Annotated in this window: 16 protein-coding genes, 1 tRNA gene and 1 riboswitch; of the genes, 11 read left to right on the top strand and 6 right to left on the bottom strand. The window is 39.2% G+C overall.

The window, feature by feature from the left end:
- From HMPREF9703_RS00260 to HMPREF9703_RS00250, 3 genes are all read left to right on the top strand, one after another.
- Entirely contained in the window at positions 1-273 is a 273-nt protein-coding gene (locus HMPREF9703_RS00260; protein WP_004634579.1) for an RNA-binding S4 domain-containing protein, read from the top strand.
- Positions 274-480: 207 nt separating this feature from the next.
- A complete protein-coding gene (locus HMPREF9703_RS00255; RefSeq protein WP_004634578.1) occupies positions 481-945 on the top strand; it encodes an FtsB family cell division protein in 465 nt (154 codons plus the stop codon).
- A 90-nt stretch (positions 946-1,035) separates the two neighbouring features.
- Positions 1,036-1,119, top strand: a tRNA-Leu gene (locus tag HMPREF9703_RS00250).
- A gap of 157 nt (positions 1,120-1,276) precedes the next feature.
- Here the strand turns inward: HMPREF9703_RS00250 and HMPREF9703_RS00245 are convergent.
- The gene (locus HMPREF9703_RS00245) at positions 1,277-2,038 is read right to left on the bottom strand and encodes an SDR family NAD(P)-dependent oxidoreductase (protein WP_004634576.1); all 762 of its coding nucleotides are present in this window, start codon (positions 2,036-2,038) and stop codon (positions 1,277-1,279) included.
- A gap of 69 nt (positions 2,039-2,107) precedes the next feature.
- The gene (locus tag HMPREF9703_RS00240) at positions 2,108-4,003 is read right to left on the bottom strand and encodes a heavy metal translocating P-type ATPase (protein ID WP_004634574.1); all 1,896 of its coding nucleotides are present in this window, start codon (positions 4,001-4,003) and stop codon (positions 2,108-2,110) included.
- 116 nt (positions 4,004-4,119) lie between these two features.
- Positions 4,120-4,217: riboswitch (NiCo riboswitch) on the bottom strand.
- A gap of 337 nt (positions 4,218-4,554) precedes the next feature.
- Between HMPREF9703_RS00240 and lipA the strand changes: the two genes are divergently transcribed.
- The 8 genes from lipA to HMPREF9703_RS00200 all read left to right on the top strand — a co-directional run bounded on the left by lipA (position 4,555) and on the right by HMPREF9703_RS00200 (position 11,840).
- A complete protein-coding gene (lipA, locus tag HMPREF9703_RS00235) occupies positions 4,555-5,655 on the top strand; it encodes a lipoyl synthase (RefSeq protein ID WP_004634572.1) in 1,101 nt (366 codons plus the stop codon).
- A gap of 3 nt (positions 5,656-5,658) precedes the next feature.
- Positions 5,659-6,660, top strand: coding sequence for a lipoate--protein ligase (lplA, locus tag HMPREF9703_RS00230; protein WP_004634570.1), 1,002 nt, complete (start codon positions 5,659-5,661; stop codon positions 6,658-6,660).
- A 15-nt stretch (positions 6,661-6,675) separates the two neighbouring features.
- Positions 6,676-7,020 carry a metal-sulfur cluster assembly factor gene (locus tag HMPREF9703_RS00225; protein WP_004634568.1) on the top strand — a complete coding sequence of 115 codons (345 nt, stop codon included), beginning with the start codon at positions 6,676-6,678 and terminating at the stop codon, positions 7,018-7,020.
- A gap of 379 nt (positions 7,021-7,399) precedes the next feature.
- Positions 7,400-7,774, top strand: a complete 375-nt coding sequence (gene arsD / locus HMPREF9703_RS00220) for an arsenite efflux transporter metallochaperone ArsD (RefSeq protein ID WP_004634566.1) — start codon at positions 7,400-7,402, stop codon at positions 7,772-7,774.
- A gap of 15 nt (positions 7,775-7,789) precedes the next feature.
- Positions 7,790-9,535, top strand: a complete 1,746-nt coding sequence (gene arsA, locus HMPREF9703_RS00215) for an arsenical pump-driving ATPase (RefSeq protein ID WP_004634564.1) — start codon at positions 7,790-7,792, stop codon at positions 9,533-9,535.
- 421 nt (positions 9,536-9,956) lie between these two features.
- Complete coding sequence (locus HMPREF9703_RS00210) at positions 9,957-10,532, top strand: hypothetical protein (RefSeq protein ID WP_004634561.1); 576 nt, start codon at positions 9,957-9,959, stop codon at positions 10,530-10,532.
- 143 nt (positions 10,533-10,675) lie between these two features.
- Positions 10,676-11,056 carry a lactoylglutathione lyase gene (gene gloA / locus HMPREF9703_RS00205; RefSeq protein ID WP_004634559.1) on the top strand — a complete coding sequence of 127 codons (381 nt, stop codon included), beginning with the start codon at positions 10,676-10,678 and terminating at the stop codon, positions 11,054-11,056.
- 160 nt (positions 11,057-11,216) lie between these two features.
- Positions 11,217-11,840 (top strand): SGNH/GDSL hydrolase family protein, encoded by a 624-nt coding sequence (locus HMPREF9703_RS00200; protein WP_256998273.1) that lies wholly within the window; start codon positions 11,217-11,219, stop codon positions 11,838-11,840.
- Positions 11,841-11,906: 66 nt separating this feature from the next.
- On the opposite strand, the gene spxA is transcribed toward HMPREF9703_RS00200, so the two are convergent.
- From spxA to HMPREF9703_RS00180, 4 genes are all read right to left on the bottom strand, one after another.
- The gene (gene spxA / locus HMPREF9703_RS00195; protein ID WP_004634555.1) at positions 11,907-12,317 is read right to left on the bottom strand and encodes a transcriptional regulator SpxA; all 411 of its coding nucleotides are present in this window, start codon (positions 12,315-12,317) and stop codon (positions 11,907-11,909) included.
- Between the two features lie 528 nt (positions 12,318-12,845).
- Positions 12,846-13,382, bottom strand: a complete 537-nt coding sequence (locus tag HMPREF9703_RS00190) for a splicing factor U2AF large subunit (RefSeq protein WP_004634553.1) — start codon at positions 13,380-13,382, stop codon at positions 12,846-12,848.
- A 6-nt stretch (positions 13,383-13,388) separates the two neighbouring features.
- Positions 13,389-14,393 (bottom strand): flotillin-like protein FloA, encoded by a 1,005-nt coding sequence (gene floA / locus HMPREF9703_RS00185; protein WP_004634551.1) that lies wholly within the window; start codon positions 14,391-14,393, stop codon positions 13,389-13,391.
- A 55-nt stretch (positions 14,394-14,448) separates the two neighbouring features.
- Positions 14,449-15,072, bottom strand: coding sequence for an NfeD family protein (locus tag HMPREF9703_RS00180; protein ID WP_004634549.1), 624 nt, complete (start codon positions 15,070-15,072; stop codon positions 14,449-14,451).
- Between the last annotated feature and the right edge of the window lie 50 nt (positions 15,073-15,122).

Below are 15,122 nucleotides of genomic sequence, written 5' to 3'. Positions count from 1 at the left end.
ATGCGATTGGACAAATTTTTGAAAGTATCTCGAATTATTAAACGACGAACTGTAGCGAAAGAGATTGCTGACCAAGAACGAATTCTGATTAATGGAAAAATGGCTAAATCTTCTTCTCGCGTCTCGGTGGGAGATGAATTGGAGATTCGTTTTGGGAATAAGACTTTATTCGTACGAGTTGATGACATTCAGGATACGACGAAAAAAGCCGAAGCCCAACAGTTGTATACGGTTATCGATGAAACATACGAAAGAGACTTTAGAGATGAATAATTGAGAAGTGGCTCCCCATTCTATCTGTGTAATAGGATGGGGTTAATTTCCTTATTTAGTTGTATTATACAATTGAACAAAAAATTAATTTAACAGAAAATCAATGATAAAGTTGTGAAATCGGTTGGCAGAACGGGGTTTTACTGCTATAATAGAAAGTGAGAAGTAATAGATGTAAGATACAATGATTAAAAGGATGGGTACCGAATGAACCAGAATCAGGAATCAAATATTACACAGCTGAATAATTCACACACGCGTGCCTATCATCAGAGTCAACAAATTGTAAAGAAGCGCAAGGCTTATTTGAAAAAGCGAATGATGCTAATCGTTGGGGTGGGGATGTTACTTCTAACTATACTAGCCGTTCCAACACTTAATAACTACATGAAAGCTCATGACTTACGTGAAGAACGTCAACTAGCAAGCGATGAGCTTAAGTTGGTGAAAGGATATCAAGAAGATCTTCAATATTATATTAAACAATTGAACGATGAACAGTATGTGGCTAAGTTAGCGCGCAATGAATATTATGTGACAGGAGAAGGCGAGATTGTCTTCAACTTGCCCGATGAACATATTCCAGATTATCAGCGTGTTATCCAGCAACACAAAGAAGACCGGCACCTGTTGAGACATCCAGAAGATGCTACTGAACCACAATCCGAATAAACTTCGGCATGAAGAACAACTTTTACAAGAATTTGGGTAAGTAAGTTGACAAATAATCTCTAAATTGGTATAATTATGATTGTGATTGAAGCGCATATGGCGGAATGGTAGACGCGCTACCTTGAGGGGGTAGTGGGCCTTGTGCCCGTGGAAGTTCAAATCTTCTTATGCGCATTACATATTAAACTGCAATATCTCATTGCACATCGAACCCCGGAAGAGTGATCAACTTTTTTCGAGGTTCTTTTTGATTACTTATTAAAAAAATAGCCGAGAAACGCTAGTAAGATAGACGTTTCTTGGCTATTGGTGTTTCAGTTAGTTAAACCGCTTAGTTACCGCCAGCATATTTGAACTGAGGGTCTGTTAGTTTGAATTCGAAATCATCTAAGTCAACGATTCCGACCACTTTATCGGATTCGAGCAACTTCCAGGCGAATTCAGCCATCTGTTCACTGGTGTGGTAGCGTTCGAAGACATCAGAGTAATCAACATCTGCTTCAGCATCACCACGAACAACGCCGACAAATTCGGTCTCAGTTGCAGCAGGAGCAAGTACTTTAGCCCGAGCTGGTTTGTTTTTATTTGCTAATTCGTGGGCTAAGTTTTCAGTTAAGGTACTGACAAAGTGCTTAGACACGGAATAGAGTGGGGCACTTTCCATTAAAGCATAGCCGGCCACAGATGAGACATTGAGGAGTTGGACAGGCTCATCCGCATAATCTTGCAAGTAAAGAATTGACAACTTAGCTAGAGCCCCGGTATTGAGTTTTAACATTTTTAAGATGTCATTGGGATCTATCTCTAAGAAGTCACCGGAAACACTGATTCCGGCATTGTTAACCCAGAGATCAATGTTGAATGCTTTTGTTTTTTCATAAAAATCATCTAAGCGGGCCACATCACCAATATCCTGCACGAGGTACTCGGCACTTACGTGGTAGTTTTCTTCGATATCGGCAGCAATTTCTTTTAGCCGTTGTTCACGGCGGGCCACAAGGATAACATTGTGTCCTTCACTAGCTAGTTTGTATGCGAGATCACGCCCGATACCAGAGCTTGCTCCAGTAATTAAACTATATGTTTTTGTCATGAGTTATCAACCTTTCTATTTGCTACCTAGTATAACATACATAGCGGTGTAGCGAGAGAATCGTGCTTATTAAATGATGGTCTCGGGATGATCAGCGGTATGCTGTTGTGATGTGTTAGCTTCGGTAGCTGCTGTAGAGCTGTTTCGCAAGAGCCGTAGACCATTTAAGATGACTAGAATAGTCGATACTTCATGAAAAACAACGCCCATCGGTAAATCGAGCCCTCCTAAAATATTCAGTGTGATGAGTGTGATAATCACACCAATTGCAAAGAAAAGGTTTTGCTTAATAATCTTATCTAGGCGTTGACTTAAGCGATAACTATTGAACAATTTTTGTAGATCATTCTTAACAATTACAATATCAGCAGATTCCATGGCCGCTTGCGAACCGCTGCCCATCGCGATTCCAATATCGGCGTGAGCTAAGGCAGGAGCATCGTTAATGCCATCACCGATCATGCCAACCACTTCATTGTTGGACTGGCTGGATTGGATGAAATTCATTTTATCTTCTGGAAGCAATTCAGCATAGGTTTTAGGAATACCTATATCGGTAGCGACTGCTTCGGCTACGCGTTGTTGGTCACCAGTGAGTAAGACTACTTCAACGCCAGCTGCTTGGAACTGTTGAACAGCCTCTCGAGAACTAACTCGAATTTTATCTGCTAAATTAACATAACCGACGATGCGATCACGTTCAGCTATAATAACGGTCGTATCTGTACTGTCGATAGCTGCTTGGACGGTTTCAATTCCTGTTGACTGTTTGAATAAATCAGGTTTTCCGACTGTGATGTTGCCCATTTTCAAGCCGGCTCCCGCAATTTCTTCGATTTGAGCTGATTCAGTTGGCAATTCGATCTTCTCTGATTTGAAGTGAGCAACAATTGCTTGGGCGATAGGGTGACTCGATTGCTGTTCCATATAGACCAGTGTTGGAAGATAGTCATCGGCTAACTCATAATCAGTGACACTGAATTCTCCTTGAGTGAGTGTACCAGTTTTGTCGGTATAGAGTGTCTTCAATTCACCGAAGCGTTCCATAACCTTACCCCCTTTGAAGAGGATACCGTTCTTTGCGCCGTTACTAATAGCGCTGAGTGTGGCAGGAGTGATAGAAGCAACTAAGGCACAAGGACTGGCGACTGTTAAGAGAACAAGTCCACGATAGAAGGCGTCTTGCCAACTGAGATCTTGCAGAAAAAATAATCCAATAATAAATAGAGGAACTGCAATCAGAACACCTGTGACATAATAGGATTCAAATGTATCAATCCAGCGAGCTTTTTTGGAGGGTTGCTGTTGTGCTTGCTCGACCATATGAATAATGTTGGAGAAGATAGTGTCATTACTTGTCTGAGTAACTGTTAGATAAAAGACATCTCCTTCATTCAATGTTCCGGCATAGACCATATCACCGCTAGATTTTTCTACTGGAATAGATTCACCAGTGAGGGCGGATTCGTTCAATACAGCTTGGCGATCAATCGTACCATCGATCGGAAGTTGAGCTCCTTTTTGAACGATCACTGTGTCACCGATTGCTAAGGAATCAGTGGGAACACGATCAACCTTGCCGTTCTCGCGCATAATATGAGCTTGATTAGGAACGCTAGACATCAACTCAGAGATACTGTCAGTTGCCTTATCTGTTACGTAATCTTCTAACACTTCTGCACCAGCAAAAATAAGAAGTAATACAGCGCCTTCTGATTCATATTGGATTAGGGTGGCTCCTAAGGCTGAGAGAATCATCAGCAGAGCATCATTGGGGGCTTTATGTTTAAAAGTTTCAACTAGCGCTTCTTTTGCTGCATAGAAGCCTAAAAATACAATAGCACCATAGAATGCCCACCGACTACTCGTTAAATCCATTATTGATAAGTTGAATCCTAGTACTGTTAATAGAATACCTATGACTAAAAATTGTCCTTCACGATTTGTTTTTAAATAATTTAACATTGTAATCTCTCCTTTGGTAAAAAATAACTTGAATAATGAGTGACTAAATTGCGCTAGTGAAACGATCCTCCTTTTTAGGCTACTGTACTAAAAAAGGCACACCTGTGGACAGAATTAACTGTCTCACAGATGTGCCTTAACACTCTGCTGCTACGTTTAGTAGCCGGGCTGCATGAATAGTCACCTATTCACCGCTTGCTCAGATTTGTGCTTCTTTTCAGTAGAAGCGCTATGTAATTTTTAATAACTCATCTAACTTATTTATAGTATACTACATCGCAATGAATATGTAAAGTATTTTACAAGTATTTTTTAAATTTTTTTGATAGTACATAGTAACGAGTGATGGAGAGAATAACGGGTTCTCACTATGTTTAAAGTCGAAATTGTTTTTATAATACATCTTATTATACTTTTTTATATGGAATTTTATTAAATGTTAGGTTTATTGATAATTTTTTGTCTTTTGTATTGTAATGGTTATTATTTTTTGGTAGATTATAGGCAAGAAATCGGTATAAAAACTATTCTACATTGGAGTGATTATAATTATGACTATTCATATCAAGATGCCAAAATTACTTCCCAACATGGAAATGGGGAAACTTGTTGCTTGGGTTGTCGATGAAGGTGAAGTATTCGAAGCTGGCGATCCGTTATACGAAGTTGAAACAGATAAAGTCGTTAATATTATTGAGGCAGAGATGGATGGCTTGATGATGAAGCATCGTTACGAAGAAGGAGATGATGTACCCGTTGGAGCAATTGTCGCTGAGGCGGGACCACGATCGTCAAAGCCTGATTGGTTGCGCGTGTCTTACAATGGGAGTGCGATTAAAAACGTCTCTAATATTTTAGAAGAGAACAGATTAACGACAGTTTGTGAGGAAGCAAATTGTCCGAATATCGGGGAATGTTTCGGCAATAACACCGCAACCTTTATGATTATGGGAGAAAAATGTACCCGTGGCTGTAAGTTTTGTAATATTGAACGGACCGCTCGCCCGGGCCAGCTTGATCCACTTGAGCCCATTCGAGTGGCCGATGCAGTTCGTAAGATGAAGCTTGAGCATGCTGTGGTTACGCAAGTCGCACGAGATGATCTTAAAGATGGTGGTGCAGCGCATATGGCTGAGACTGTTCGACAAATCCGCGAGATCAATCCGGAGACAACAATCGAAGTCTTGATCTCAGACTTGCGCGGCTCTTATGAAGCATTGGAAGACGTTCTTGCAGCCGATCCCGATGTCTTGAACCACAACATGGAGATGCCAAAAGAATGGTACCGAAAAGTCCAGCCACAATGTAATTATGAACAGTCCTTGAATGTTTTACGCAATAGTAAGAAGATTTCACCGAATACCTTAACGAAGACTGGATTCATGGTCGGTCTAGGTGAGTCTGATGAAGAGATTTCTAACTTGATGGATGACATCTTAGCGACGGGTTGTGATATTTTGACGATTAACCAATACTTGCAACCATCTAGTGAGCACCATAAGTTGGCCCGCTACGTGACACCGGAGAAGTTCAATGAATATGAAGAAATGGCCCGCGAAAAAGGATTTAAATATGTCGTAGCAGCACCGCTCGTTCGTTCATCATACAAAGCAGCGGAGGCCTTCGAACACGCTAAAGCAAAGCAGGCTTAGCCTATGTTGTTTATTAATAATGATTCTAATGACGTATATTTTAATTTTGCTTTAGAGCATTATTTTGTAACGGAAAAACAAATGAATGAGCCCTTATTAGTTTTTTGGCGGACGGAGCCAACGCTGATGGTTGGGAAGTATCAAAATATTTATGAAGAAGTGGATGTCAACTATGCAAAACAGCACGATATTAACATTGTGCGGCGTCCATCTGGTGGGGGGACTATTTATACAGATTTGGGCAGTTGGCAATTTACTTTTATTCATTATCAGACGAAGCGAGAGATATTCTTTGATGATTTCACGCAACCGGTTATTGTAGCACTCAATCGATTGGGTGTTCCGGCTGAATTTAATGGCCGAAATGATATTATGATTGAGAACAAAAAAATATCGGGCAATGCACAGTACAAAGAAAAAGGGATTACGGTCCATCATGGCTCATTGCTCTTCGATACAAACATTGAGGAAATGGTGCGCAGTACGACGGTGGATGAACACAAAATCATCTCAAAAAGCATCAAATCTATTCGCGATCGGGTGACGAATATTGCTGAGTATTTGCCTAATGACTTTACAGCAATGGACTTCAAGCAGTATATGGTCCAAGAATTGATGGGTAACGAAGCAACAATCTATCACTTAACGAGAACAGATATTGCTCGCATTAATGAACTGGCGGATCAATTATTTCGCAGTTGGGAAGCGAAATATAAGCGGAACCCCACATTTACACGTACAACAACGCATTATTTGGCGGGAGGTAAGCTCAGTGTGTCGCTCAATATCAAGTCGGGACGTATTGCTGAATTGCAATTGACAGGGGATTTTTTCTCAGGTGAAGATATTGAAGAATTTTGTCAGAAACTTGTTGGGACACGCTTAGACGAACAAGCGATTCGAGAAAAAATAACAGAATTAACTGATCAGTCGTTGATTTACAATATCTCAAATGAAGAAATCGCCACAGCCATCTTAGATATCCCACAACGCAATATAGATTAAGGTAGGTGCACAGATATGATGGAAAACTTAAATGTTGAATTGTTGAATGAAGCTCAAACGCATCAAGAGGTCTTACACCAACAACTCACGCAAGTTATTGATCCCGAGTTAGGTATTGATGTGTTGAATTTAGGCTTGATTTACAAACTTGATTTAAATAAAAAAGGGGACTGTAAAGTAACCATGACGCTTACATCAATGGGCTGTCCGCTAGCTGATGAGATTATGAATGGTGTCCGTTTTGCTCTGCTTGATTGTGATCCTGTTGAATTTGTTAATATTGATCTGGTTTTTTCACCGGCATGGAGCACGAGCCATATGTCGCGCTATGCGAGGATTTCTCTCGGCGTTAGAGCATAAAAAATAAATAGAGAAAATAAAAGAAGCTCCCCGCAAATTGGGGAGCTTCTTCAAGTAGAAAGGAGATGATAAATGAAAAGAAAAACAAAAAGCTTGTTTGTCCCATCCATCTATTTATATGATACCGCATTCTGGAAACGGTGTCAAGCGGAAATGGAAATTATTTATTTTTTTAGTAAGGAAATCATGAACTACCTATAATTCAGTAACCAATCGTAATGAATGAGGCTATGTATTTTGAGTATTAATTGTCTTAGTAAAAAGACATATATTGTGCCTTTTTTTACAATGGATTAAACTTGTGGTATGATAAAGATGTAAACAGATACATGGATGACTATAAAAAATACTGAGAGAATAAGAAAGGAAGTCGGCTAAAATGAAGAAAATGGTTATATTTGATCCAGCTATGTGTTGTTCTACAGGGGTTTGTGGGCCTTCTGTTGATGAAAATCTGCTGAGGGTATCTACAGTAATCAATAAATTAAAAAAGAAAGATATAGTAGTTGAAAGACATAATCTAGCCAATGATCCAAAAGCATTTGTGGAGAATGAATTAATTAACCAAATAATTGACAGTGAAGGAACAGAGGCACTGCCGATTACAACAGTAGATGGAGAAGTCGTGAAGAAGAAAGAATACCCTACAAATGATGAATTTTGCTCATTTTTAGATATTCCTAAAGCATATCTGGATTCATCGAAAGAACAATCAACAAAAAAATGTTGTTGTGGAAAAGGTAATTGTTGCTAAAAGGAGTGAGGTCATATGTTTGAATCATTTAATGCAGATAATATTGATTTAACTAAATATTTATTCTTCACAGGAAAAGGTGGTGTCGGTAAAACATCAACTGCTTGTGCCGTGGCAGTTGCACTCGCAGATCAAGGCAAAAAAATTATGTTGGTCAGCACGGATCCAGCCTCTAATTTACAAGATGTGTTCGATACAGAATTAAATAATAAAGGGGTCTCTATAGAAGAAGTTCCTCATTTAAAAGTAGCAAATTTCGAACCGGAAAAAGCAGCAGCAGAGTATAAAGAGAAAGTGCTAGCTCCTTACAGAGGAAAACTTCCCGAAGTCGCTCTACAAAGTATGGAAGAGCAACTTTCCGGATCATGTACAGTAGAAATTGCGGCATTTAATGAATTTTCTGGATTTATTACGGATAAGGAAACTGCTGATAAATATGATCACATTATCTTTGATACAGCCCCAACAGGTCATACTTTGAGAATGTTACAATTACCATCAGCGTGGACTAATTTTATTAGTGAAAGTACGCACGGTGCATCATGTTTGGGACAATTAGCAGGGCTTGAAGATAAAAAAGAAATGTATAAAAAAGCGGTAGATAATTTAGCTGATGACAGTAAAACAACACTTATCTTAGTGGCGCGACCGGAGATCTCTGCGTTGGAAGAAGCTGAGAGAGCCTCATTAGAATTACACGATATAGGTGTGAATAATCAGAAGTTAATCATTAATGGGATACTCCAAGAGCATGATGATGAACTTTCGACAGCTATTTATAATAAACAACAACATGCATTAAACGCACGGCCTGCACATCTTAAGGAAATTCATACGTACCAAATCCCCTTGAGACCATATAATATAACAGGAATTGAAAGTATTCGAGCATTATTTCAAGAGCACCAGATCCAAGATAAAGAAGAAGCTCTAGAAGTAGCCGATCGTTCCAATCTCAGTGATGTGATCGAAGACTTATATCAATCCAATAAAAAAGTGATTTTTACTATGGGCAAAGGTGGTGTCGGTAAAACTACAATAGCCGCGACTATAGCACAAGAGCTTGCCAAAAAAGGACAAAAAGTTCATCTAACAACAACTGATCCAGCATCACATTTGAAATATGTCTTAGAAGAAAGCCACGGTGTGCGGATAAGTAGCATTGATGAAAAAGAAGAATTAGAGAAATATAAAGAAGATGTATTAAGCAAAGCAAAACAAACGATGAGTGATGATGATATTGAGTACATTAAGGAAGATTTAAGATCACCTTGTACACAAGAAATTGCTGTTTTTCGAGCGTTAGCGGAAGTGGTTGAAGGCTCGAAAGAAGAAACAGTGGTTATTGATACAGCTCCAACTGGGCATACACTATTATTACTAGAATCAACACAAAGTTATAATACTGAAATTGAACGTACTCAAGGAGATGTTCCAGAATCTGTTAAATCGTTATTGCCTAAATTGAAAGATGACTCATTGACAGAAGTGCTAATTGTTACTTTGCCAGAAGCTACGCCCGTGTATGAAGCGATAAGGTTACAAGAAGATTTAAATCGAGCAGGAATATATAGCAACTGGTGGATTATTAACTCTAGCTTTTATGCGACTGATACGACTAATGAAATTCTAAAAGGAAAAGCCAATAATGAAGTGCAATGGATTAATCAAGTCAATAAACTGTCCAAGGGGAATTCAGCCTTGATCAGATGGGTATCTGAAGAATTAAAAGGAGAAAGGTTAAGTAAACTTTTGACATAACAGAAGCAATGTCAAATTGACTGGTTTTAATAGGATAAATTTATTATCACAACAAACCTAAAAATATAATATATGTATAATCGGAAGAGAAAATCCCTATACAAAAGGATTTCTCTTCCGATATATTGTTGTATTCACTAATTTACGGACTGGTTTTATGTAAATGAGGTTATCCTTTATAATAAAGGTATTAAACCAAAAAACAAAGGAGAAGCTCAGTGGCAATCGGTCAGCGCAGTTCGTATGGACAATTTTAGTTGCAATAAATTTTACCACCATTTTATCATTCATTAAAGAATCAAATATTTATATTGACATTCATAATAAATGAGTATAATATTATCAACAATATTAAAAGAATAAATATATCAGTTGAAATGTAGTCAGGGATAATGGGGACTTTCAATAAGGAGGCGTTTAAATGAAAAAATATTTGGTCATGGTGTTGTTAATGATGCTAATATTGATGGGGTGTTCGGCAGGCAATGTCAATGAGAATAGTGTGGCGGTATTAGATGAGAGTGAGTCATCGGCTGAGACGACGCGCACCAGTCAAGAAGCAACATTCACCTATCAACAGATCAATTTAGAGCAGCCGACTCTTTATTTTTGGATTGAGCGTGTTGAATACGGTCAACTGAAAGAAGTAGCTCAGGAATTTGAAATGACAGCTGACCAGCCACAAAAGGATAATCCACTCCATTTAGCACTCAATCACCTAACATATGAAGATCATGCACTTGATAGTATTGAGGTGGACACGGATAGCTATTCAACTTATCATGCGTATGATTTAAATGAGTTAGACACAACTGTTCAGCCGGCCATTTTTGACTATGGCGTTGCTGAGTGGGACGATGGTTATTTATTAGGAGTCATTAGATATCTAAAGGATGATGCAGATGTTACGTCAATAACTGTAGAGCATTTAACAGAAGTAGATCTGGATTTAGATGACGTGCCTCTAGCCTTTTTGATAAAAATGAGATTTGAATAAATGACTAACAGGAAGCAGTTTGTAAACGTTCTTGTTGTCACAGAAGTGTAAGCGACCAGACACTTCGGGATATTTCTGAGTCAAGTGTCATCTGTAGACAAATAAATAGGAAACTTGTATAATGTAAGTAGGAGGAGATTTGTATGAGTTTTAAGTTTTTACACACGTGCTATCGTGTACAAGATTTAGATAAGTCACTTGAGTTTTACCAGGATGTACTTGGTTTTGAGATTTCTCGTAAACGAGATTTCCCAGAAGATAAATTTACCTTGGTATACTTGAAAGTGCCAGGTTCAGATTATGAACTTGAGTTGACGTACAACTACGATAAGGAAGAACCATACACAATTGGTGATGGTTACGGCCATATCGCAATTGGTGTTGATGACCTAGAAGCAACTCACAAAGAGTACAGCGAAACAGGTTATGAAGTAACTGAGCTGAAAGCTTTATCTAACAACAGTACAAGTTACTTCTTCATCAAAGATCCTGATGGCTACAAAGTTGAGGTTATCCAAAACTAATCTAAACGACAAGCCGACAAAACCCTGCCTTAAGTGGTGGGGGTTTTTTGTTTGGGTTAGATATTTTGAACTAAAGTGTTGGTCTCTTTCTTGTATATTAATGTCGGTTGATGAATGGTGAATGGACGTGATATAATGAGAGTGCGAAAGGGGTGCCATGATGAGATTGAAGATGGATGATGTGGTGTTGTTTATTGGGGATAGTATTACGGATGTTGGACGTAACCGCAGTGATGAAGGCGCGTTAGGACAAGGCTATCCTCACTTGGTGGCTGCTCAGTTGTTGACAGATCAGCCGACCAAGAATTTCCAGTTTTATAATCGGGGAATTGGCGGAGATACATTAGATGATCTTGTGCATCGTTGGGAGCGAGACTGTTTGGAATTGAATCCGGATGTTATTTCTATTCTGATTGGGATTAATGATATTTGGGAAGGGAACATCCAAACGCAAGAAGATTTAGACCGTTTTGAGGAACAATATCGTTACTTGCTAAAGACGTTATACCAGCGAACAGATGCGCGAGTTGTACTGATGGAGCCCTATGTGGTGCCGTATAAGAAAGATCGTCATCAGTGGCGTCCGATGTTGGATGCGATTATCAATATTATCCGTAAGTTAGCTCGGGATTATCAGACGGATTTTATCCCGCTCGATGGGTTAATCAATGCTGTGGCCATGCGTGATGGACTGACTTATTATACAGAAGAAGATGGTGTGCACCCAACCTTGGCTGGACATGGCTTTATTGCCCAGAAGTGGTTAGAAAACTTAGGAAACTAAATAAATTGCATAGAAAAAAGCGTGGTGAGAAACCACGCTTTTTAAGTTGAAATAAGGTCATAAATCTTAGGCGATGTCATCAGCAATTAGTTGCTGTCTGATTTCAGCGAGTTTTAATTCGCGAACTTCACGCGGTAGGAAACAACGAATTTCTTCTTCGTTGTAACCAATTTGTAGACGACGATCATCCATAATAATCGGACGACGAATGAGGCTAGGCTGATCGGTGAATAGATCAAGCAGTTCACTCATTGATAAGTCCTCAATATCTACTTCAAGATTTTGGTACGCTTGCGAACGATATGAAATAATCTCGCCGGTTCCTTCATCTGTCAGCATCAGGATTTCCTTAATTTCATCTTTTGTCAATGGATCATGATAGATATTTTTTTCAACATAGTCTAAGTCATGTTCTTCCAACCAAGATTTTGCCTTACGACATGATGTACAACTTGGTGATACGTACAAATTAATCATATAGAACGTCCCTTTCTATGTAAAAAGATCCTCAATTTACAGGGTTACTCCCTTTCCACAGAAGTAATGGTTAGTGCTTAACTTTGACCTTACATAACTATTGTATTACGCTTACGCAATGATTGCAATACCTTTTTTGAAGAAAACGATATTTTTTCCAAAAACTTAACATTAAGTTCACAATAGAAGTCATTTGTAACTGCAAAAGATTCTCTAGAGATGTACTTGATATCTAACTAAAAAGTGTCGTGCATCCTATAACTGCCTTGATAAAAGAGCCGGATACATATTGATTCTTAAAATACCAAAAATACAGATAAATGTACAAAAATAATTTAATAAGATTAAGTTGCCTGTTATACACAATATTGTACATTATTAAAATATTAGAAAGTAATAAGCATATGATAGTACCGAGAATCCGCTTGCATAAAAGGAGTTATATATAAGGAAGAAAAAGCTAAATAATCAAGGACCACCAGCATTGTTAGTGTCGGTGGTCCTTGATTATAGTGGAGACAGTTATCATTAACGAAGTGATTTTGGTTTGTTCAGTATTTCGGTATAAATAACTGCCTGTTTTAAGTTTTGTTGATTAAGCGATGGAGTAGATCTATTAGTCGGTCTAGTTGATTGTTTTTGGATTATTGATTTTTTAGATGTCTTCTCCGTTGCACTTAACTGTTTAGCCCGCTGACGACGTTCGTGTGTCGAGTGACTCTGTCTTGAGCGAGATTCCTGTGAATTTGGGTGGTTAATGCGAGAAGTGCGTCTGTGTTCTTGATCAGCTTCTTGCTGGACAGAGCTGTTTCGTCTCTGTTGCCCTCTGTTTGAATCGGTAGCTCGTTCAGCATTTGTCATATTCCGTTCACTGCGCAGTTGATTTAAGAAACTTTTTCGATTATGGTGTGAACGAGATACTTGTTTTGATGGGTTTCGTCTGGATATTTGTCTGCTATTTTTCGACGATAACGGTTTTGATTTTTTCTGGGAACTTCCCCAACCTTGGATAGCGACAGAGAAGACAGCAAATCCAAGACCGAGTAAGATAATTAGGATTTCCATCTGTTATCACTCTTCCTCAGTGTCCGCTTGCATCGGTTCTCCTTGACTCGAAATAGCTTCACGCATTTGGGTGTCTGATTTCAAGTTTTCTAGTTTGTAGTAATCCATGACGCCTAAATTCCCATTACGCAAGGCTTCTGCCATAGCGCGAGGAACTTCAGCTTCTGCTTCCACTACTTTGGCGCGTTGTTTTTGTACTTCAGCACGCATTTCTTGTTCTTCAGCAATCGCCATGGAGCGACGTTCTTCTGCTTTTGCTTGAGCAATATTTTTGTCAGCGGTGGACTGTTCAGTTTGTAATTTGGCTCCGATATTACGGCCAACATCTAGGTCAGCGATATCAATGGACAGAATTTCAAAAGCGGTTCCTGAGTCGAGTCCTTTTGAGAGAACAGTCTTGGTAATTGAGTCGGGATCTTCCAGAACAGTCGCATGTTTCTCGGATGAACCGACCGTTGTGACAATCCCTTCTCCAACTCGGGCAATAATGGTATCTTCACCGGCACCACCGACGAGTCGTTCGATATTGGCCCGGACAGTAACTTTTGCTTTAGCAATAATTTCGATACCATCTTTAGCAACGGCACATATATCTGGCGTGACGATAACTTTTGGGGTAACGGATACTTGGACAGCTTCGAAGACATTACGTCCCGCTAAGTCAATAGCGGCTGCTTTTTCGAATCCGAGGTCAATATCCGCACGTTGAGAAGCAATTAAGGCATCGATCACATCATCGACATTCCCACCAGCTAAGTAGTGTGCTTCCAGTTCATCAATATTTAGGGTTAATCCAGCTTTAGTAGCCTTAATCAGTGGTTCAATAATGTCATGCGGTTTTACGCGTCTGAAGCGCATTCCAATCAAGGTGCCGATATTAATCTTGACTCCAGAGAAGTAAGCGGTAATCCAGAGACCGATTGGAACGAAGCGCAAGAATACACTGACAACAATAACAATTAAAACAGCAACAATACCGATACCGATAAAATTTTCATAACCTTGTGTCATAATAAGTCTTCCTTTCTAAGCGTGTTTATTGAACAGTAAATTAAAATGTCGTAAATTAGAATGTTAATGAACGTTGGCGCCGGACCACAATTTTCGTGGCAGAGACTTTCTCTACTTCGATCGGTGTTCCCCGTGAGATATGACCTTCTGAACTAATCACATCGAAATAGGGGCTATTCTCACCAAATGTTACTTTCCCACTCGGTCGCAAAGGTGTCTGAGCAATGCCTCTTAAGCCGGGTTTAATCGGATGGTCCGGACTTTTGACTGAATCATTTGCCTTGCTACCAGGATCGGTTGACTGCAAGACAAGCTTATTCACGTTCGTCAAGGAATAGCCTCTCCGAATTAAATAAACAACCATGGCTGCCGTGATGACAATAGCGATACTTAAGTCTTGGATCGTCTGTGTCAAGTCGCCCAAGGTCCAATATAAGCCTAAGACAATAGACAGAATACCGCTAATACCGACCAAACCAAAATCGGGAATAAAGACTTCCAGCACAATAAGCAGGAGACCAACAGTAAATAAAGCAACTGGAATCCAACTATTAACGCCGACTAGATAGAAATAACCGGTGAAAGATAATGCGGAAATTGTGGCCCCTATCGTCTTCCTAGGTGTCAAAACAAAAAGTGCTAACCCTAAAAAGACAAATGTTAATATAATTCCTTCCATTTAAATCCCTCCTTCTTTATGTGTCGATGCTCACATTCATTTTATCATGG

This window comes from Dolosigranulum pigrum ATCC 51524, assembly GCF_000245815.1.
GTDB classification, from domain to species: domain Bacteria; phylum Bacillota; class Bacilli; order Lactobacillales; family Carnobacteriaceae_A; genus Dolosigranulum; species Dolosigranulum pigrum.
Note: the sequence above shows the minus strand (reverse complement) of the source record. Positions and strands in the feature narration are given on the sequence as shown.